The sequence below is a fragment of the Halomonas salsilacus genome (assembly GCF_051216275.1).
In the GTDB taxonomy this organism is placed as follows: domain Bacteria; phylum Pseudomonadota; class Gammaproteobacteria; order Pseudomonadales; family Halomonadaceae; genus Halomonas.
Window position 1 is genome coordinate 31287 of the sequence record NZ_JBPKAQ010000002.1, and the last position, 19325, is coordinate 50611.

Sequence of the window (19325 nt, forward strand, 5' to 3'; positions counted from 1 at the left end):
GCGTCAGGCGGCGCTGAACAGCAGCACCAGGGCGAGTCCCACGGCGACCGCCATCATCAGCACCGCGGCGTGGCGACGCAGCCACCTCTCGCCCCCTCCCAGCGCCTCCAGCGCCGAGGTGCCTGACCGCTCCAGCGCCACCCACCAGGCCACCCAGGCCGCCTTCGCCGCGGCCAGTCGCTCTAGCCAGGGCCAGGTGGCCACCCACAGGCGACTCAGGCCACTCGCCAGCGGCCACCACAGATCCCCCGGCGGCAGACGCCGCTTGGCCAGCCGCGGCAGCCGGTAGTGAACCAGCCCACCGCCCACCAGGGCCAGCGCCACCCCCAGCGGGGCCGGCCACCAGAGGCCGGCGAGCTCTGCGACTGGGGGTGCCTCCGGTCGCATGCCCAGTACCGGCAGCCACAACGGCAGCGTCAGGGCGCTGACCACCAGCAGCAGCCAGGCCAGCGGCATGGGGGCGCCAAGCGGCACCAGGCCGTCGTGGCGCGCCTGCCGCTCGCCCTGCCACTGGCACCACAGGGTGCGCGCCATCAGCGCCGTGGTGCCCACCGCCGCCAGGGAGAGCCAGGTCACCAGGCCCGAATGGCCGCCCTTGTAGAGTGCCGCCTTGAAGGCCCACTTGGTGGCCAGCCCCGAGCCCAGCACCCCCGCCAGTGACAGCGCCGGCAGCGCCAGCAGCAGGGCCAGCACCCAGGCGGGCAGCCGCGGCGGGTGCTCGCCGATGCCCACGCCGAGAAACAGCGCCCCCTTGGTCAGGCCATGATGGGCGGCGAACAGCACCACCGCCGGCGCCAGGGCCGCCCACAGCGCGGGGGCCACGAGGCCGGTTCCCACCAGGGCCGCGAGCATGCCCAGCTGGCTGACGCTGGAGTAGGCCAGCACCGCCTTGGGGTGGCGCTGCCAGACGCCCAGCAGCGCCGCGCCGAAGGCACCCACCAGGCCCACCAGCAGCATGGCGCGCCCCAGCCCGACGAAGGCCGCCTCGGCGGCGGGCTCCCCCAGCGGCAGGGTCGCCACCCAACCGACCACCCCGGCCTTGACCATGGCGCCGCTGAGCACGGCGCTGGCCGGCGTGGGGGCCACCGGGTGGGCCAGGGGTAGCCACAGGTGCAGGCCCGCCACGCCGGCCTTGACCCCGAAGCCGAGCCACAGCAGCAGGCCGATCCAGGCGCCGTGGGGAGCGGTGGCGAGCCCCTCGCGGAACTCGCCCAGGGTCAGGGCCCCCAGGGTGCCGGCGCCCCACAGCAGGCCGCCCAGGATCAGCCCTTCGCCAACTACCGCCATGATCAGGTAGGCGCGCCCACCGGTCAGGGCATCGCGGGTGCCGGAGTGGATCACCAGGCCGTAGGCGGCGAAGGTCATCACTGCGAAACCCAGGTAAAAGCTGGCGATATCCTCGGCCACCAGCAGCAGCAGGTTGCCGGAGAGGGTCAGCGGCCAGAGCACGGCGAAGCGCGAAAGCCGCGCCGCCGAGGCGTCGTTGCCGGCATTCGCGCGGTCACGCTCTCCCACCAGGTAGCCCCGGGCGTACCAGCCGGAAAGCAGCCACAGCAGCGCCGTGAACGCCAGCAGCACCCGGCGCGGCTCGTCCAGCACCCAGGCGCCGCCCAGCAGCCAGGCCGACAGCGACAGGCTGCCGTCGGGCCCCAGCAGCGCCAGCGCCAATGCCGGCAGTGGCGCCGTGGCCCACAGCGGATCGAGGGGGAATCGCATCTCGCCGCGCCCGGTCAGCGCGGCCATCAGCGGTTCGCGCAGCACCAGCACCAGTGGCCAGAGCAGCGCGGCGATCATCAGGACCACGAAGATCACCTGGCTCATGGCAGATACTCCAGGGTGGCCACCCGGGTCGCCCACTCAAGTGGGCTGTAGGGCATGCCCGCCAGCAGGCCCGCCATCACGCTGAACAGCGCCGTGGCCAGCGCTGGCAGCAGCAGCCAGGTGCTGGTCTCGAAGCGGCCGAGATGGCGCTCCTCCGGCCAGGTGCCTACGCCGTGGTCGGGGCCGGGGCAGAACCACAGGCGGTAGAGGATCGGCAGGAAATAAGCCGCGTTGAGCAGGCTGCTGACCACCAGCACGGCAATCACCCAGGGCATGCCCGCCTGCACCGCCCCGGTACCCAGGTACCACTTGCTGAGGAATCCCACCATCGGCGGCAGGCCGATCATGCCCAGCGCGCCCACGCTGAAGGCCAGGCTGGTGAGGGGCATGCGCCGCCCCGCTCCGTCGAGCTCATCGATGCGATGAATGCCGAGCTCCTCGGCATAGTTGCCGGCGCAGAAGAACAGGGTGATCTTCATCAACCCCTGGTGCAGCAGATGGGAGAGCGCGGCGATGGTGCCCAGCGGCCCGAACAGTCCGATGCCCAGAACCACATAGCTCACCTGGCTGACCGTGGAGAAGGCCAGCCGAGGCTTCAGCTCCTCCTGGGCCAGGGCGCGCAGCGAGGCATAGAGGATGGTCACGCTGGCGATGACGGCGAGCCCGGTGAGCAGCCCCAGCGCCTGGCTGAGATCCGCACCGTAGACGTCATAGACCAGCCGCACGATGCCGAAGGCGCCGGCCTTGACCACCGCGACCGCATGCAGCAGGGCGCTGACCGGCGCCGGCGCCACCATGGCCCGCGGCAGCCAGCCGTGCAACGGCACCAGCCCTGCCTTGACCCCGAAGCCGGCGATCAGTATCCAGAAGATGGCGATCAGGGCACCGTGATGCTCCGGCGCGAATTCGGCGAGGATCTCGCGCTGTCCGAAACGAATATCACCGGCCACGGTGTGCAGCGCCACCATCCCGATCATCAGGACGAGCCCCGCGGTGAGGGTGAAGCGCAGGTAGAGGGTGGCGGCGGCCAGCGCCTTCGGGGTGCCGCGGTGGGCCACCAGGGGATAGGTAGAAAGCGTCAGCAGCTCGTAGAAGATCAGGAAGGTGAAGAGGTTACCGGCCAGGCTGATGCCCAGGGTGCTGGCGACGCAGAGGCTGAAGAAGCCGAAGAAGCGGCGCCGGTTGGGAGAGTCCTCCAGGTAGCCGATGGCATAGATGGTGGTGAACAGCCACAGCAGCGAGGAGAGCCCGGCGAACATGATGCCCAGCGCATCGGCGCGCAGCACGAAGGAGAGCCCCTCCACCACCGGAAACTCCACGGAGTAGGCCTGGCCCTGGCTCAGCCCGCGCACCATCCAGGCCACCAGGCCGATCTTGAGCACCGCAGCGGCCAGGTTGAGCCCGGTACGGGCGCGGACGGCCCCCTCCGGCAGCAGGAAGATGATCGCCGCCGCCGCGAGCGAGGTGGCCAGGGTGGCGACCGGGAAGAAGGCGGCGCTCATGGCACCCCTCCCTGGCGCAGCAGCGCCAGCGGCCACTCCGCCACCAGGCCCAGGCCCACGGCGGCCAGGGCCAGCAGCAGCGGCACCAGGTCCATCCCCCTCGGCAGCGTCTTGAAGTCATGGCGCGGGGCCTCCTCCACGAAGGAGCAGCGCAGCACCCGGAACACATAGGCGGCGGTCAGCAGGGTGCCGAGCACCAGCACCACCACCCAGGGCCACTGGCCCGACTGCAGGGAGGCCTGCAGCAGCAGCCACTTGGCGGTGAACCCCGCGCTGGGCGGCAGGCCCATCAGGGTCACCGCGGCGATACCGAAGGTCATCAGCGACAGCGGCAGCCGACGGCTGGTGCCGGCCAGGTCGGCGAGGCGGCTGGCGCCGGTGGAGAGCATCAGGTTGCCGGCGGCCATGAACATCGCCGCCTTGGCCAGGGCGTGGCCGGCCAGCTGCAGCCAGGTGGCCTGCCAGGCCAGCGCGGCCACCGACGCCGCGGTGCCGGCCAGCAGCGGGAAGAGCAGCATCAGGTAGCCGAGCTGGCCCACCGTGGACCAGGCCACCACCTGCTTGAGCGAATCGGCCCGCCACGCCTTGAGCCCGCCCCACAGCACCGCTGCCGCGCCCAGCAGCCCCAGCGCTCCGGCCGCCATCTCGGCCTCCGGCAGCAGCAGGCGCCACAGGATAATCAGGATGAAGAAGGAGGCCTTCACCACCAGGGCGCCGTGCACCGCGCTGACCGGGGTCCAGGCGCTGGCGTGGACCGGCACCAGCCAGCCGTGCAGCGGGAAGATCGCCGCCTTGAGCAGCAGCCCTCCGGTCAGCAGCGCCATGGCGATGCGGGTGGTGGCATCGGGCTCGACCACCGCGGCCAGGCCGGCCAGTTCCAGGGTGTCCCAGGCGCCCAGCAGCAGCGCCACGCCCAGCAGCCAGGCCAGCGACCCCACCAGCGCATAGAGCAGGTAGCGCAGGCCGGCGCGAATCGCCTCGGCCTTGCCGGGCAGCAGCAGCATGCCCACCGCACACAGGCCCATCAGCTCCAGCCCCGCATAGAGCAGCAGCAGGTCCGCGGCCACCCAGATCACCCCCAGGGCAGACCCCAGCCCGCCCAGCAGCGGCCAGAGGCGAGCATGGGCGGCCTCGGTGGGCAGCGCCGCACGGCGGTGCCCCACGGCATAGGCGGTACTGGCCAGCAGCACCAACTGGGTCAGCAGCAACAGCAGGGCCGACAAGGCATCCAGCCGCCAGTGCAGCGAGAGCCCACCCAGCGCCAGGCTGCCGTGCAGTGCCCCCTCCCCCGCCCGGGGTAGCAGCCAAAGCGTCGCCAGCGGCAACCCCCCACCGGCCAGCACCACTCCGCGCATATGGCGAGGCGGCCTCCACCAGGCCAGCAACCCCAGCAGGAGCGGGGCCACCAGCATTAGCCACAGCAGCAGGTTGGCGGCTGACGTCATGGGCCGCCCTCGGGCTCGAGGGTCACGCTCCCCTCCAGGGCATGCAGGCGGCGTACCAGCATCACGCCCAGCACCGAGCCGACCAGCGCCACCGCCAGTCCCACCAGTATCAGACCCTGTACCTCCGGGCCAGTGCCGGCGAGTCCGACCAGCAGCAGGAAGACGCCGGATCCGAGCACGTTGAACGCCAGCAGGCGGCGCAGGAGGTGGCGATGGTGGGAGAAGGCCCATAGCCCCAGCGCCACTACCAGCAGCCCGACAGCCACCAGGGCAAGCTCGGTATCTCCGACGAACGACAGCCGCCCGGAATGCAGCAGCCCCACCAGCGCCAGCCCAGCAAGCACGAACCAAGCCAAGGCGGCCAGCCAGCGCACCACCGCCTCGCCGCCGCGGCGGGGCGCGGCGTCACGCGGCGGCAGGCGCGGCACGTCCCCTGCCCGGCCCAGTGCATGCAGCAGCGCGGCGCCGGTGAGCAGCGCCCCCAGCAGCGCCTCGACGGCGGCCAGCCAGGGGGCACTCAGCTGCCACCAGGTGAACGACATCATCAGGGCGAAGACGATGAATGCCAGGCAGGCACGGCGCAGATGCCGATCCAGCAGGCAGAGAAGTGCCAGTAGAATCAATGCGATTGAGGTCATGAACAGGATCCTGACCATTTCCCGGCGCGATTGCCAGGCCACACCCTCACGCTGGGTCAGCGTCACTGAAGGGCGAAGACAGGCCGTCGGCCCCGCAGATCCGGTTGCGCCCCTCATGCTTGGCCCGGTAGAGGGCTCGGTCGGCGTCGCCCAGGGCGATATCCAGACTGCCGTCGGGAGGGAGATTCGCCAGGCCCAGGCTGACCGTGAAGCGCAGGGACTCCCCCCCCTCCACCTCCAGGGTGATCGCCTCCACCGTCCGGCGCAGGCGCTCGAGAATGGCCCAGGCCTCGGCGAGCGAGGTGTCCACCAGCACCACCACAAACTCCTCGCCGCCGATGCGGGCGAACAGGTCGTAGGGGCGCAGGCACTCGCGGCAGGTCGCCGCGAAGACCTGCAGGGCAAGATCGCCGGCCGCGTGGCCGTGGGTATCATTGAGGGCCTTGAAGTGGTCGAGGTCGAGCATCGCCAGGGGCAGGGCCTCGCCGTGCCGCAGGGCGCGTGCCTGGACCGCCGCCCCCTGCTCGAAGAAGGCGCGGCGATTCAGCGCTCCGGTGAGCATGTCGGTGCTGACCAGCCGGCGGATCTTGGCTTCCTCGACCTTGCGCTCGGTAACCTGGACCAGCAGGCCGTCCCACAGGATGCTGCCGTCGCGGCGGCGCTGCGGCCGGGCACGGACCTCCACCCAGCGCAGGCCGTCCGGCAGGTCGAGGCGAAGCTCCAGCTGGCAGGGCGCCAGGCTCACCGCCGACTGGGCCAGGGCGATCTCGAGCCGCCGGCGATCCTCCTGCAGGATCAGCTCGAGCAGCCGCGCGGTATCCTCCATCGCCTGCTCCGGCGTCAGCCCCGCCAGCGTCTCGAGACCCTCGCTCGAGTAGAGCAGCTCCAGGTGCCCGGCGGCATTCTGGCACAGGCGAAAGATCGCCCCGGGCAGGCGCGAGACGGTGTCATCGAGCCTGGCCAGCAGCTGGCGGTCGTGGAGCTCCCGCTCGCGCATGCCGGTGACGTCGTACTGGATCACCAGCCGCCGCCAGGGCCCGCCGGGGCGCGCTTCCAGAGGCTGGATCATGGTGGTCTGGTGGCGCAACTCGCCGTTGGCGCGACGGCAGAGCAGCACGCCCCGCCAGGGCTGGCGGGTGGTGCGGCAGTGGTCCAGGGCGAGAGCGAAGCCGCCGTGCAGGGGGTCGGCATCCAGCGTCACCGCCCGCCGGCCAAGGAGCTGGTCGGGAGCATGGCCGGCATGCCGTTCAAACTCGGGATTGACCTGCAGCACCACGCCCTCATCATCGAGCAGCATGACCGCCCCCGGGTAGCGCTCCAGAAACAGCTCACCCAGGCCGGAAGCGACGCGCTCCTCACCGGCCCACCAGCGATGCCATGCCCGCCTGACTCTCTCCATGCTCAAGCCACGACACTCCTTGTGTCCAGTGGGAAAGAGCTCAGCGCGCCAGGCGCTGGCTCAGCCAATGGCCGATATCCGCCACCTGCTGGGGACAGACCGCGTGGGCCATGGGGTATTGGCGATAGTGGGCCGGATAGCCCAGCGACTTGACCCGCTCGAAGCCCGCCCGCCCCAGCGCCTCGGGCACCACCGGGTCGAAGCTGCCGTGGTGCACCTCGACGGGCAGCTCTCGATTGGCCTCCGCCAGCGCGATGCTCTCCGCGGTGGCAAAGTAGGTGGAGAGCGCCAGCAGCCCGCCCAGCGGCTGTTCGAAGGAGAGCGCGGCCTGGTAGGCCACGGCACCCCCCTGGGAGAAACCGGCCAGGATGATGCGACGGCTGTCGATGCCATGGTCGATCTGCTCGCGCACCAGGCCCTGGATGCGCTCGGCCGAGGCCATCAGCTGGGGCTCGTCGACACGGCGATCCAGACTCATCTCGAGGATGTCATACCAGGCGGGCATCACCATGCCGCCATTGATGGTCACCGGCAGTCGTGGCGCATGGGGCAGGATGAAGCGCACGCTGGCGTTTGCCGGCAGCGAGAGCGCCGGCACCAGGGGTTCGAAGTCGCTGCCGTCGGCGCCCAGGCCGTGGAGGATGAAGACGCAGGCGTCGGCGGGCTTGGCGCCCTTCGGGTCGATGATCAGCTCACCGGGTTGGCTCATGGGGTGGGTTCCGTTGGTCGGGGAAATCAGACTCGACACCCTACCGCAAAGCCCCCTCGACGGCGAGATGCCCCCTCGGACGAATCGAGGAAGCCGGCAGGTTCAGAAGGGCCAGACCAGCGGAATCAGCGTGAGCACCACGACGCCGGTGATCAGGTTGAGCAGCCCACCCACGCGCAGGAAGTCGCCGAAGCGATACCCGCCGGGTCCATGCACCATCAGGTTGGTCTGGTAGCCGATCGGCGTCAGGAAGCTCGCCGAGGCGGCGAACATCACCGCCACCACGAAGGGCATGGGGCTGACGCCGAGGCTCTCGGCGCTGGCCATCACCACCGGGAAGGTGATCACCGCGGCGGCATTGTTGGTGACCAGTTCGGTCAGCATCGCCACCAGCAGGTAGGCCCCGATCAGCAGCAGCAGCGGATTGCCATCGGCCAGCCCCAGGGCACCCCCGGCCAGGGCCGCGGCGGCCCCGGAGCTCTCCAGCGCCGCCCCCAGGCCGAAGGAGGCGGCAATGGTCAGCAGCACCTGGGTATCCAGCCCGCTCTTGGCCGCCCCGATCGAGCAGCAGCCGGTCAGCAGCACCAGGGCCGCCCCGAGCATGGCCGCGTTCAGCATGCTCATCACCCCGAGGCTCGCCAGGGCCACCACGCCGGCCAGGATGCTCCAGGCCAGCCAGGCCTTCTCGTGCACGGGGCGGGCGGCACCGTTGAGCTGGCTGATCAGCAGGAAGTCCCGCGACTGACGGTGGCGCTCGATGAAGGGCGGTCGCGCCTCCAGCAGCAGCACATCGGCGGGTTGCAGGCGCACCTGACCGAGGTTGCCGGCAACCCGCTCGCCGCCGCGACACACCGCCAGCACGGCGGCGCCGTAGAGGGTTCGGAAATGGCCGTCGCGGATGCGCTGGCCCACGAACTGGCACTGGTTGGAGACCACCGCCTCGACCAGGCGTCGCTCCTTGAAATCCTTCTCCAGGCTCGACTCGCCTTGGCGTGAGGGCATCAGGCCCCGCACCTGCTGCAGCTCCACCGCGCCCTCGCTGGTGCCGGCGAACACCAGGCGGTCACCGCCCTTGAGGCGTTCGCCGGGGCCGACCACGCTGACCACGTTGCCGTCGCGCTCGATCTCCACCAGGAACAGCTCCTGCAGGTGGCGCAGCCCCGCCTCCTCCACGCTGCGGTTGACCAGCGGCCCGGCCGGGTCGACCTCCATCTCGATGGTGAATTCCCGGGGATTCTCGAAGGCCGCCGCGGCGCCGCGCCGCGCCGGCAACAGCCGCGGGCCGAGCAGGATGAGATAGGCCAGGCCGATCACTGCCACCGGCACCCCCACCCAGGCGAGGTCGAAGAGCCCCATGGCAAGCTCCGGCGAGCGATCCACCAGCAGGCCGTGCACCACCAGGTTGGTGCTGGTGCCGAACAGGGTGATGGTGCCACCGAGGATGGAGGCGAAGCTGAGCGGCATCAGCAAGCGGTGGGCCGGCACTCGCACGCGTCGACTCCAGCTCAGCACCGCGGGAATGTAGGTGGCCACCACCGGGGTGTTGTTGAGAAAGCCGCTCAGCGAGGCCACCGGCAGCAGCAGGCGCAGCAGCGCCCCGGTCTCGTTTCGAGGCCGGCCGAGCACATGGCGGATGATCAGGTCGATGCCGCCGGTCTGGCGAATGGCGGTGACCAGCACGTACATGAAGGCCACGGTGAACAGCCCGGTACTCGAGAAACCGCCCAGGGCCTGGGAAGGCTCGATGATGCCAAGCGTCAGCAGCAGGATCACCGCGCCCATCAGCACCATATCGGGCCCGAGGCGGGAAAAGGCCATCAGCGGAAAGACGGCGATCACGACGGCCAGCGAGATCCAGGCGTCCAGGGGCATGGCGAGCATCCAGTCGACAACAGGACCCCATTGTGACGCCAGATGCGTATTCTAAAAAGTTCTTTGTGGAAATCTTTTTATGCAATTCAGCGCTATAAGACCCAACCTTACCGTACCGGACCAAAACCAGGAAGCGCTGTAACGTCCAAGAGGCCGTCGTGTATGGCGCCCACGCAAAAAGGCCCACACGAGGCGGGCCTTTCTGGTGACTCGACCGGGTTAGCGGAGGAGTCGCATCAGGGTCACATGGCGTTTAGCCGATGACCTTGATGTTGGAAGCCTGGAGGCCTTTCTTGCCCTGGGTGACGTCGAAGGAAACCTTCTGGCCGTCTTGCAGGGACTTGAAGCCTTCGGACTGAATCTCGGAGAAGTGAGCGAACAGGTCGTCACCGTTGTCGTCCGGAGAAATGAAGCCGAAGCCTTTGGTGTCGTTGAACCACTTGACGGTACCGGTAGCCATTATCGAATTCCTCTAATAGCGTTTTGATTTGCCGGGAAATACCCGAGTTACAGTGGGTAGAACAAGAAACTTTCACCGGGAAATCGATGCCAAGAGCGTTTCGATGACCACTTGCGATGTTCGACTTGCTAACCTACTGCGCACATCCTGCCCCCTTCACGGGTGCAGGTCAAATATTATTTGCCGTGGGTTTGCCGTAAGCGACCGGAATGTCACTCCCCGGCGAGAATCCAGGCCGCCGCCTTCTCGGCGACCATCAGGGTCGGCGAGTTGGTGTTGCCGCTGGTGATGGTGGGCATGATACCCGCATCCACCACCCGCAGCCCTGCCACTTTGCGAACACGCAGCCGGGAATCCACCACCGCCATGGGGTCGTCGTCACGCCCCATCTTCGTGGTGCCCACCGGATGGAAGATGGTAGTACCGATATCCCCCGCCAGGCGGGCCAGGTCATCGTCGCTCTGGTATTGCACACCGGGCTTGACCTCCTCCGGCGAGTACTTGGCGAAGGCGGGCTGCTCGGCGATGCACCGCGTGACCCTCAGCGAGTCTGCCGCCACCTGGCGATCCTCCGGCGTGCTCAGGTAGTTGGGTGAGATGGCGGGGGCCTGGCGCGGGTCGGCGCTCTTGATGCGCACCGTGCCGCGGCTGGTCGGGTTAAGGTTACACACGCTCGCCGTGATCGCCGGAAAGTCATGCAGCGGCTGACCGAAGGCCTCGAGGCTCAGCGGCTGGACGTGGTACTCGATATTGGGATGCTGGTATTCGTCGGAACTGCGCGTGAAGGCACACAGCTGAGAGGGCGCCATGCTCATGGGGCCTGAGCGCTTGAGCAGGTACTCGAGCCCGATACCGGCCTTGCCGACCAGGGAGTTGGCCATGGTGTTGAGGGTCTTGGCCCCCTTCACCTTGTAGACCGAGCGGATCTGCAGGTGATCCTGCAGGTTCTCGCCTACGCCGGGCAAGTCGGCCACCAGCGGGATGTCATGCTCGGCGAGCAGGTCCGCGGGGCCGATGCCCGAGAGCTGCAGCAGCTGGGGGGAGCCGATGGCGCCGGCGGCGAGAATCACCTCGCGCGCCGCCAGGGCCACCGTCTCCTGGCCGCCGCGCTCGAGGCGCACGCCGGTGCAGCGCGGTTCTCTACCCTGGCCCTGGCCGCCCTCGCCGGCTCGCTGCAGTTCGAGTCCCAGCACCTGGCTGGAGTGCCACAGGGTGAGGTTGTCGCGCTTCTCGACCCCACGCAGAAAGGCCTTGGCGGTGTTCCAGCGCCAGCCCTTGCGCTGGTTGACCTCGAAGTAGTCGACGCCCTCGTTGTCGCCGCGGTTGAAGTCCTGAGTCCGCGGGATGCCGGCCTCCACGGCCGCGGTGGCGAAGTCATCGAGCACCTGCCAGCTGAGGCGCTGCTTCTCTACCCGCCACTCCCCACCGCTGCCGTGGAAGTTACGGTGGGCAGCATCGGCCTTGCCGGGGGCATCCAGGCGGTGATGGTCCTCGTGCTTCATGAAGTCCGGCAGGCAGTTCTCCCAGCGCCAGGCGTCGTCGCCGGTGAGCTCGGCCCAGCCGTCATAGTCGCGGGCCTGACCGCGGATATAGAGCATGCCGTTGATGCTGGAGCAGCCGCCCAGGGTCTTGCCTCGCGGGTAGATCAGCGAGCGGCCGTTTAGCCCGGGGTCCGGCTCGGTGCGAAAGCACCAGTCGGTACGCGGATTGTCGATGCAGTAGAGGTAACCCACCGGGATATGGATCCAGTGGTAGTTGTCGCGGCCGCCCGCCTCGATCAGCAGCACCCGGTTGGCGGGATCCTTGCTGAGGCGGTTGGCTAGCAGGCAGCCGGCGGTGCCGGCGCCTACCACGATATAGTCGAACTCTTGCTGGTCCTGGAATTGTTCAGCCATGGCGTGCAACCTCCCTCTTACTTATGCGTCGGCATGGCGAACTCGGCCCCGGCGTTGATCGAATCGGACCAGCGCTGCATGATCGACTTCTGCTTGGTATAGAAGCGCACGCCCTCCTCGCCGTAGGCATGGGTGTCGCCGAACAGCGAGCGCTTCCAGCCGCCGAAGCCGTGCCAGGCCATGGGCACCGGGATCGGCACGTTGATGCCCACCATGCCCACCTGGATGCGGCGGCCGAACTCGCGGGCCACATGGCCGCTCTCGGTGAAGCAGCTCACGCCGTTGCCGAACTCGTGGTCGTTGATCAGCTGAATGGCAGTGGCGATATCGGGCACCCGCACGCAGACCAGCACCGGGCCGAAGATCTCTTCCTTGTAGATGGTCATCTCCGGGGTGACATGGTCGAACAGGGTGCCGCCCATCCAGAAGCCCTCGGCGCAGCCCTCACCGGTATCGGCGGCATCGAAGTCGCGGCCGTCCACCACGAGCGTGGCGCCCTCGCTCACGCCCTTGTCGATATAGCCGGTGATACGCTGGTGGGCCTGGGCGGTGACGATCGGGCCCATCTCGGCGTCGAGCTCCATGCCATTCTTGACCTTGAGCGCGCGGGCACGCTCGGCCAGCTGCGGCACCACCTGGTCGGCCACGTCGCCCACCAGCACCGCCACGCTGATCGCCATGCAGCGCTCGCCGGCAGAGCCGTAGGCGGCGCCGATCAGCGCATCCACGGCCTTGTCGAGGTCCGCATCGGGCATCACCACCATGTGGTTCTTGGCGCCGCCCAGGGCCTGGACCCGCTTGCCGTGACGGGCACCACGCTCGTAGATCAGGTTGGCGATGGGCGTGGAGCCGACAAACGACAGCGCCTTGACGTCGGGGTGGTCGAGGAGCGCCTCCACCGAGTCCTTGTCACCCTGCACCACGTTGAAGACACCATCGGGGAGCCCGGCCTGCTTGAGCAGGTCGGCGAGCAGCAGCGAGGCGCCAGGGTCCAGGGGGCTTGGCTTGAGGATGAAGCTGTTTCCGGCGGCGATGGCCACCGGGAACATCCACATCGGCACCATGACCGGGAAGTTGAACGGGGTGATGCCCGCCACCACGCCCAGCGGCTGGCGCACCGTCCAGTTGTCGATGCCGGTGCCGACCTGCTCGGTGTAGTCGCCCTTGAGCAGCTGCGGGATGCCGCAGGCGAACTCGACGATATCGATGCCGCGCGCGACCTCACCCTGGGCGTCGGTGAACACCTTGCCGTGCTCTTTGGTGATCGCCTCGGCCAGCTCATCCTTGTGCTCGTTGAGCAGCTGGAGGAACTTGAACATCACCCGGGCGCGACGGATCGGCGGCGTATCGGCCCAGGCCGGAAAGGCGGCCTGGGCCGCGGCTACGGCGGTGTCCACATCGGCCTGAGAGGCCAGCATCACCTGACCTGTGACCTCGCCGGTGGCCGGATTGAAGACGTCCTGGCTCAGGCCGGATTGACCGGCGGTCATTTGTCCATTGATATAATGCGGGATGCTAGTGGTGTTCATGGCGGCCTCGACTGCTTATCGCGTGCTGCGGTCCGGGAGTGCGCCATTCGATGATTTCATCAAGGCAGGCGCACGATGATGACTCACCAGACTAGCGCGATCCCCGCCAGGATCAATTGAGTAATTCAACATCACGATATAAATTAAGCTGATAACACCCCGCCGCGAGGCCAACCCCCATGCAGGACCTCCAGACCCTGCGCGCCTTCGTCACCGTGGCCCGGGAGGGCAGCGTCTCCCGTGCCGCCGAGCGCCTGCACCTGACCCAGCCGGCGGTCAGCCTCAAGCTCAAGCGGCTGCAGGAAGGACTGGAGCTGACGCTCTTCCGTCGCCGTCCCCAGGGGCTCGACCTCACCGAGGATGGCCAGGCGCTGCTGCCGGCCGCCGAGAAGGCCCTGGCGGCGGTAGCCGCCTTCGACCAGAGCGCCCGGGCGCTGCACAGCACCCTGCGCGGACGCCTGAAGATCGGCACCATCGTCGACCCGGAGTTCATCCGCCTGGGGGCCTTCCTGCACCGGCTGGTGGAGCGCGCCCCGCAGCTCGAGACCGAGCTTTCCCACGGGATGAGCGGCAGCGTGCTGGAGCGGGTGCGCCAAGGCGAACTGGACATTGGCTTCTTCCTCGCCCCGCCCGGCGAAGGGCCCGGCGGGGAGGCCCCAGAGGTCGCCCACCGCGAACTCACCCACTTCCACTACCATGTGATCGCCCCGGCTGGCTGGGGCAGCCGCCTCGCCGGCGCCGACTGGACGCGACTGGCCCGGCTGCCGTGGATCGTCACGCCGCCGGACTCCGTCCACCACCGGCTGCTGCACGGGGTGCTCGAGCCGCTGGGCCTCGTCCCCAATGGGGTCGCCCAGGTGGACCAGGAGGCCTGCATGCTCGATCTGGTGCGTGCCGGCGTGGGGCTGAGCCTCGCCCGGGACGCCCTGGCCATGGCCGAGCGCCAGGAGCGCGGGCTGGTGGTGGCCGAGGGGGTGCGACTGCCCTGCGCGCTCAGCTTCATCTGGCGGCGCGACCGCGGCGAAGAGGCGGTGATCGCCGAAGCGCTGGAAGTGCTCAACGGGGTCTGGGGAGCGCCGCCGACATGACAAGTCGCCTGAAGGGAATAGTGCGCTGATGGCCGAACTCTCGATCCTCCACCTGATCCTGATCGGACTGGTCTTCGTCTGGAGCGGCTTTGTCCGCACCAGCCTGGGGTTCGGCGGCGCCGTGCTGTCGCTCCCCTTCCTGCTGCTGTTGCATGACGAACCGCTGGTCTTCCTGCCGATCATCGCCATCCACCTGATGATCTTCTCGAGCTGGATCGCCTGGCGCGGCCACCGCCAGCTAGTGGCCGAGAACGGTGGCCGACCACCGGCCGAGAGCAACATCGACTGGGCCTATCTGGTTCGCGCCATGAAGGTGATGATCGTCCCCAAGCTGATCGGGGTGGTGGGGCTACTTACCCTTCCCGGCAACGTGATGACCAGCATCATCTTCGTGATCGTGCTGGTCTACGCAGTGGGCTATTTGTTCGACAAACCCTTTCGCAGCAACAACCGCTACCTGGATGCCCTGCTGCTGGCCCTGGGCGGCTACGTCAGCGGCGCCTCGCTGATCGGCGCGCCGCTGATCATCGCGGTATTTGCCACCCACGTGGCGGCCCACCAGCTGCGCGATACCCTCTTCGTGCTGTGGTTCATCCTGGTGCTGATCAAGATGATCTCCTTCGTGGTGGCCGGCGTCGACCTGCAACTTATCCACCAGCTGTGGCTGCTGCCCTGTGCGCTGGTCGGCCACCTGATCGGAGAACGCGCCCACCGCTATATGCTGGCCAGCCGCACCAACCTCTACTTCCGTGTCCTCGGTGCGGTGCTTATCCTGGTCAGCGTGGTGGGGTTGCTGGCGCCGACCGGGTAGGCCTATGAGGCCTGGTGGGAGGCCTCGTGGCGACGCTTGACCTCGTAGGCGATGGCCAGCAGCACGGTCACCAGGATCAGGATCAGCCCCAGCGCATTGACCGCCGGGGTCAGCCCGGTGCGCACCTTGGAGGCGATGTAGACGGTCAGGGTGGTGTCGTAGCCGACCACGAACAGGGTGGTGTTGTAGTTCTCGAAGGATTGCAGGAAGGCGATCACCGCCGCCGAGAGGATCGCCGGCTTCAGATAAGGCAGCAGGATGCGTCGGAACATCTGCCACTGGCTGGCGCCGAGGTCCAGGGCGGCGCGCTCCATGGTGCGGTCGAAGCGCTGCAGCCGCGCGGTGACCATCAGCATCACATAGGCGGCGATGAAGGTGGCCTGGCCCAGCACGGTGAGGAAAATGCCGCCGCTCACTCCCCACTGCCGCCAGAAGATCAGTGTGGAGATGCCGATAATCACGCCAGGGGTGAGCAGCGGCGAGAGGATCAGCGCATAGAGGAAGGGCTTGGCGCGGCTTGAGACGGTATTCAGGAACAGCGCGGTGGCGATCCCGATAGGTACGGCCACCACCAGCACGCCGGCGGCCACGATCAGGCTATTGGTCAGCGCCTGCCACATGCCGCCGTCCGCCCACAGCTCGCCGAACCAGCGCAGGGTGGTGCCGTCCCAGGGCGTCACCGTGGGGAAGCGACTGTCGTTGAAAGTCGCCGCCGACATGATCGCCAGCGGCAGGAACAGGTAGCCGAAGAAGACCACCACGTAGAACCGCAGCCCGAAGGCCATCAGCCGCTGCGAGGTCACGCCTGTCTCTCCATCATTTCGCGATGTCTCCCAGGCCCACCTTGAAGATCCGCATCACCAGCGACATGAATCCGATGCACAGCACCAGCAGCAGAAAGGCGTAGGCGGCCCCCTGGTTCCAGTTGCCACCCTCGAAGAACCAGTTGTAGATGATCTGAGTGAACCAGCGGCTGCCCGGCGAGCCGAGCAGCGCCGGCACCGCGTAGCTCCCCGCCGCCAGCATGAAGGTCATGATGCAGCCGGTGGCGATGCCCGGCTTGGCGTGGGGAATGACGATGCGCCAGTGGGTACGCACGGTCCCTGCCCCCAGGTCCCGCGCCGCCCGTACCTGGTTGTCGTCGAGGCTCTCGATGGCGTTGTAGACGGGAAAGACCATGAACAGGATGTAGGCATAGACCATGCCCACCATCACCCCGCCATCGCCGCTGAGGAAGCGGATCGGCCGGTCGATCAACCCCAGCATCATCAGCATCTCGTTGAGTGGCCCGCGGAACGACAGGATGATGAACCAGGAGTAGGTCCGCAGGATCTCGTTGATCCAGAACGGGATGATCAGCAGCAGCAGACACAGCGCCGCCTGCCGCGGCGTGGCCACCTTGGCCAGGTACCAGGCCAGCGGATAGCTCACCCCCAGGGTCAGCAGGGTCACCAGCACGCTCGACCAGAGCGTCTTGAAGAAGATGGCCCGGTGGATCTCGTTGTTGAACAGGGTGACGTAGTTGGCCAGGGTCAGACGATCGTCGGGGCCGCCCACCTGAGCCGGCAGCAGGTTGGGACGCAGCGAGTACTCGATCATTTGCAGCTGCGGCAGGGTCACCATCACGATCAGCCAGATCCCCAGCAGAGTCAGGATGGCCGCCGCCAGCGGTCCGCCGAAGCGAGCGCGCAGCTGCCTAAACATGGGCGCCTCCCGCCGCCGCGACCACCTCGCCGGTGGCCTCGTCGACCACCGGGCTGCCGTCCTGCGGCAGCACCACGGCATCCGCGGGGTCATACCCAAAGCGGATTCGCTGCCCCGGGGCCAGGGCTTCGGTATGCTGGCGCGAGAGCTCATGGCCGAGCTGAACCCGCAGCCGCTCGCCGGAGGCGTCGAGCCGTGTCTCGAGCATTACCCAGGCGCCCTCGAAGTGCACTGCCTCGACGGTCGCCGCAAGCGTCGGGCCACCATCGCCCTCGGCCAACGGCCGCAGGTGCTCGGGTCGCACATAGAGTGCCACCGCCTGGCCGTTGGCCAGCCGAACGTCCGGGCCGGCACGCCCGGCCAGCTCGCCCAGGCTCCCGCCATCCAGACGCACCCGCTCGCCCTCGCGATCGATCACCCTGGCCTCGAGCCGGTTGTTCTCGCCGACGAAGGCCGCCACGAAGCCGTTGGCAGGCTCGCGATAGAGCGTCATGGGGACATCCACCTGCTGGATGCGCCCCGCCGACATCACCGCCACCCGGTCGGACATGGTCAGCGCCTCGCCCTGGTCGTGGGTAATATAAATGAAGGTGATGCCGGTCTTGCGCTGAATGGCCTTGAGCTCGGCGCGCATGTGCTGGCGCAGCTTGAGGTCCAGGGCGGAGAGCGGCTCATCGAGGAGTAGCACCCTCGGTTCCACGGCCAGGGCCCGGGCGATAGCCACCCGCTGCTTCTGGCCGCCGGAGAGCTCGCCGATCCGCTTCGGCCCGCTGCCCTCAAGGGCCACCAGCGCCAGCAGCCGTTCGGAAGTTGCGCGGCGTGTCTTGCGGTCGACGCCGCGCACCTCCAGGCCGAACTCGATGTTCTCGAACACCGTCATCAGCGGGAATAGCGCCAGGTTCTGGAAGATCATCGCCGTGGGCCGACGATTCACCGGCACCCCGGCCACGGGGTCACCGCCGATGAACACCTGCCCCTCGCTGGGCGTCAGAAAGCCGCCGACGATGTTGAGCAAGGTAGTCTTGCCGCAGCCGGATGGGCCGAGGAAGCTGAAGAACTCCCCCGACTCGATGGCCAGCGACGTCCTCTCGATGGCGGTGAAGTCGCCGAAGCGCATCACCACCTCCTCCAGCCGGACGCTTCCGTCCATGGTCACCTCGAACTCGACGCTCCGCGATCAGGCAGAGAGGTAGCGGTCCTGGTACTCGTTGCGCAGTGCCACGTACCAGGGCTCCTGGATCGGCCACCACCAGAGGTTGGCCAGGTCCTGCTCGGTATAGGAGTCCGTGAAGAACCGTCGCGTCGCCTCCGGCAAGAGCTCTGTGGCGCCCTTGGCGGTGGAGTTGTAGCCGGTGGCCTCGACGAACATCGCCCCGGCCTCGGGGGTGTAGTACCAGTTGATCAGGTCGTAGGCGGCATCCGGATTGCGGGCGTTGCGCGGGATCACGAAACCCTCCATCCACGCCAGGGCCCCCTCCTTCGGCGCGCCATAGGCGATGTCTTCGCCCTCCTGCTGCAGGCGGAAGGCGGTGGAGTCCCAGGTCTGGCCGATGATCGCCCCGTTGGTGCGGAAGGCCGCCTGGGCCTCGTTCTCGGTGTCCCAGAACTGCACGAGCATCTGCTTGTGCTTGACCGCCTCCTCGACGATGACGTCGAAGTTGGCCCGCATCGCCTCCTCGCTCTGGTAGGAGTCGAGCAGCGGGAAGGGCAGCCTGCCCTCGTGCTCCAGCCAAAGGCCGATACCGACCAGCGCGGAGTGGCCACGCACGGTGACACCCTGGCCGTGTTCGGGGTTCCACAGGTCCGCATAGCTGAGGTTGGCGCGGTCGACATCGGCAAAACGGCGATGCCAGGTAATCGCCTCGGTGCCCCAGTCGCTGGGGGCGAAGTATCGCTTGCCGTCCACCACGCCACCCACCTCGGACCCCTGGATGGCACTCTCCAGGGCGCCGCTCCAGTTGATGCGCGACTCGTCCAGGGGCTGGATCAGGTTGTAGTCCAGGTAGCCCGGCACCCGGTCCACGGTGGGCATGATCACGTCGAAGCCGCTGCCGTCACTGGCGCGCAGCGAGTTCATCAGCTCGTCGTTGGTGCCATAGGGGGTGAAGGTGGCAGGGATGCCGGTCTTCTCGGTGAAGTCCTCCAGCATCCGGTCCGTGAAGTAGCCCGCCCAGGCATAGATGCGCAGGGGCTCCCGTGCCATCGCCCGGTTGATGTAGAAGGAGGACGGCAGGGTAGCGGCGGCCCCGGCGGCCAGGGATCCCTGCAGGAAGCGGCGACGCGTGATCGACATGACGAGATTCTCCATGAAGGTAGGGAGCTAAGGCTGCCACAAGCCGGCAGACCCTTGCCGTTATCGCGCGGCAGGATGTCAGCTGGATGACACTGCCCGTCCACTGCCTAACCCTAGAGCATCCCCCCGGACCCTTCCGGAAATTCTTCAACTAAACGG

The 19325-nt window shown here is 68.1% G+C and carries 16 protein-coding genes; 2 read left to right on the forward strand and 14 right to left on the reverse strand.

All coding sequences use genetic code 11. The features are described from left to right. Positions 1-3: 3 nt before the first annotated feature. The 10 genes from ACR80S_RS03500 to ACR80S_RS03545 form a co-directional block, all read right to left on the reverse strand. A complete protein-coding gene (locus tag ACR80S_RS03500; RefSeq protein ID WP_435402576.1) occupies positions 4-1821 on the reverse strand; it encodes a proton-conducting transporter transmembrane domain-containing protein in 1818 nt (605 codons plus the stop codon). Further along, positions 1818-3323 (reverse strand): complex I subunit 5 family protein, encoded by a 1506-nt coding sequence (locus ACR80S_RS03505; protein ID WP_435402577.1) that lies wholly within the window; start codon positions 3321-3323, stop codon positions 1818-1820. The genes ACR80S_RS03500 and ACR80S_RS03505 overlap by 4 nt, the downstream gene beginning before the upstream one ends. Further along, a complete protein-coding gene (locus ACR80S_RS03510) occupies positions 3320-4768 on the reverse strand; it encodes a complex I subunit 5 family protein (RefSeq protein WP_435401730.1) in 1449 nt (482 codons plus the stop codon). Before ACR80S_RS03510 ends, ACR80S_RS03505 begins: the two co-directional genes overlap by 4 nt. Further along, the gene (locus tag ACR80S_RS03515; protein ID WP_435401729.1) at positions 4765-5406 is read right to left on the reverse strand and encodes a hydrogenase subunit MbhD domain-containing protein; all 642 of its coding nucleotides are present in this window, start codon (positions 5404-5406) and stop codon (positions 4765-4767) included. The genes ACR80S_RS03510 and ACR80S_RS03515 overlap by 4 nt, the downstream gene beginning before the upstream one ends. A gap of 46 nt (positions 5407-5452) precedes the next feature. Further along, on the reverse strand, positions 5453-6805 hold the full coding sequence (locus ACR80S_RS03520; protein WP_435402754.1) for a sensor domain-containing diguanylate cyclase: 1353 nt from the start codon (positions 6803-6805) through the stop codon (positions 5453-5455). Between the two features lie 40 nt (positions 6806-6845). After that, the gene (locus ACR80S_RS03525; RefSeq protein WP_435401728.1) at positions 6846-7514 is read right to left on the reverse strand and encodes an alpha/beta hydrolase; all 669 of its coding nucleotides are present in this window, start codon (positions 7512-7514) and stop codon (positions 6846-6848) included. A gap of 102 nt (positions 7515-7616) precedes the next feature. Next, a complete protein-coding gene (locus tag ACR80S_RS03530; RefSeq protein WP_435401727.1) occupies positions 7617-9386 on the reverse strand; it encodes an SLC13 family permease in 1770 nt (589 codons plus the stop codon). 253 nt (positions 9387-9639) lie between these two features. Then, the gene (locus tag ACR80S_RS03535; RefSeq protein ID WP_435401726.1) at positions 9640-9846 is read right to left on the reverse strand and encodes a cold-shock protein; all 207 of its coding nucleotides are present in this window, start codon (positions 9844-9846) and stop codon (positions 9640-9642) included. A 212-nt stretch (positions 9847-10058) separates the two neighbouring features. Further along, positions 10059-11741 carry a GMC family oxidoreductase gene (locus ACR80S_RS03540; RefSeq protein ID WP_435402578.1) on the reverse strand — a complete coding sequence of 561 codons (1683 nt, stop codon included), beginning with the start codon at positions 11739-11741 and terminating at the stop codon, positions 10059-10061. A 17-nt stretch (positions 11742-11758) separates the two neighbouring features. Continuing rightward, a complete protein-coding gene (locus tag ACR80S_RS03545; RefSeq protein ID WP_435402579.1) occupies positions 11759-13270 on the reverse strand; it encodes a CoA-acylating methylmalonate-semialdehyde dehydrogenase in 1512 nt (503 codons plus the stop codon). Positions 13271-13449: 179 nt separating this feature from the next. On the opposite strand from ACR80S_RS03545, the gene ACR80S_RS03550 reads away from it, so the two are divergent. Next, a complete protein-coding gene (locus ACR80S_RS03550; RefSeq protein WP_435402580.1) occupies positions 13450-14358 on the forward strand; it encodes a LysR family transcriptional regulator in 909 nt (302 codons plus the stop codon). A gap of 28 nt (positions 14359-14386) precedes the next feature. Next, on the forward strand, positions 14387-15169 hold the full coding sequence (locus ACR80S_RS03555; protein WP_435402581.1) for a TSUP family transporter: 783 nt from the start codon (positions 14387-14389) through the stop codon (positions 15167-15169). Positions 15170-15171: 2 nt separating this feature from the next. Here the strand turns inward: ACR80S_RS03555 and ACR80S_RS03560 are convergent, their stop codons facing one another. From ACR80S_RS03560 to ACR80S_RS03575, 4 genes are read right to left on the reverse strand one after another with little or no spacing between them, the layout of a single operon-like run. Beyond that, positions 15172-15954 carry an ABC transporter permease gene (locus tag ACR80S_RS03560; protein WP_435402755.1) on the reverse strand — a complete coding sequence of 261 codons (783 nt, stop codon included), beginning with the start codon at positions 15952-15954 and terminating at the stop codon, positions 15172-15174. Positions 15955-15985: 31 nt separating this feature from the next. Continuing rightward, the gene (locus ACR80S_RS03565; RefSeq protein WP_435401721.1) at positions 15986-16873 is read right to left on the reverse strand and encodes an ABC transporter permease; all 888 of its coding nucleotides are present in this window, start codon (positions 16871-16873) and stop codon (positions 15986-15988) included. After that, positions 16866-18023, reverse strand: a complete 1158-nt coding sequence (locus tag ACR80S_RS03570) for an ABC transporter ATP-binding protein (RefSeq protein ID WP_435402582.1) — start codon at positions 18021-18023, stop codon at positions 16866-16868. Before ACR80S_RS03570 ends, ACR80S_RS03565 begins: the two co-directional genes overlap by 8 nt. 27 nt (positions 18024-18050) lie before the next feature. Further along, the gene (locus ACR80S_RS03575) at positions 18051-19166 is read right to left on the reverse strand and encodes a substrate-binding domain-containing protein (RefSeq protein ID WP_435402583.1); all 1116 of its coding nucleotides are present in this window, start codon (positions 19164-19166) and stop codon (positions 18051-18053) included. Positions 19167-19325: the final 159 nt, after the last annotated feature.

Excerpts from the sequence above, each read along its gene's own strand:
- ACR80S_RS03500 (WP_435402576.1), bottom strand. The coding sequence starts at position 1,821 with ATGAGCCAGGTGATCTTCGTGGTCCTGATGATCGCCGCGCTGCTCTGG.
- ACR80S_RS03505 (WP_435402577.1), bottom strand. The coding sequence starts at position 3,323 with ATGAGCGCCGCCTTCTTCCCGGTCGCCACCCTGGCCACCTCGCTCGCG.
- ACR80S_RS03510 (WP_435401730.1), bottom strand. The coding sequence starts at position 4,768 with ATGACGTCAGCCGCCAACCTGCTGCTGTGGCTAATGCTGGTGGCCCCG.
- ACR80S_RS03515 (WP_435401729.1), bottom strand. The coding sequence starts at position 5,406 with ATGACCTCAATCGCATTGATTCTACTGGCACTTCTCTGCCTGCTGGAT.
- ACR80S_RS03520 (WP_435402754.1), bottom strand. The coding sequence starts at position 6,805 with ATGGAGAGAGTCAGGCGGGCATGGCATCGCTGGTGGGCCGGTGAGGAG.
- ACR80S_RS03525 (WP_435401728.1), bottom strand. The coding sequence starts at position 7,514 with ATGAGCCAACCCGGTGAGCTGATCATCGACCCGAAGGGCGCCAAGCCC.
- ACR80S_RS03530 (WP_435401727.1), bottom strand. The coding sequence starts at position 9,386 with ATGCCCCTGGACGCCTGGATCTCGCTGGCCGTCGTGATCGCCGTCTTT.
- ACR80S_RS03535 (WP_435401726.1), bottom strand. The coding sequence starts at position 9,846 with ATGGCTACCGGTACCGTCAAGTGGTTCAACGACACCAAAGGCTTCGGC.
- ACR80S_RS03540 (WP_435402578.1), bottom strand. The coding sequence starts at position 11,741 with ATGGCTGAACAATTCCAGGACCAGCAAGAGTTCGACTATATCGTGGTA.
- ACR80S_RS03545 (WP_435402579.1), bottom strand. The coding sequence starts at position 13,270 with ATGAACACCACTAGCATCCCGCATTATATCAATGGACAAATGACCGCC.
- ACR80S_RS03550 (WP_435402580.1), top strand. The coding sequence starts at position 13,450 with ATGCAGGACCTCCAGACCCTGCGCGCCTTCGTCACCGTGGCCCGGGAG.
- ACR80S_RS03555 (WP_435402581.1), top strand. The coding sequence starts at position 14,387 with ATGGCCGAACTCTCGATCCTCCACCTGATCCTGATCGGACTGGTCTTC.
- ACR80S_RS03560 (WP_435402755.1), bottom strand. The coding sequence starts at position 15,954 with ATGGCCTTCGGGCTGCGGTTCTACGTGGTGGTCTTCTTCGGCTACCTG.
- ACR80S_RS03565 (WP_435401721.1), bottom strand. The coding sequence starts at position 16,873 with ATGTTTAGGCAGCTGCGCGCTCGCTTCGGCGGACCGCTGGCGGCGGCC.
- ACR80S_RS03570 (WP_435402582.1), bottom strand. The coding sequence starts at position 18,023 with ATGGACGGAAGCGTCCGGCTGGAGGAGGTGGTGATGCGCTTCGGCGAC.
- ACR80S_RS03575 (WP_435402583.1), bottom strand. The coding sequence starts at position 19,166 with ATGTCGATCACGCGTCGCCGCTTCCTGCAGGGATCCCTGGCCGCCGGG.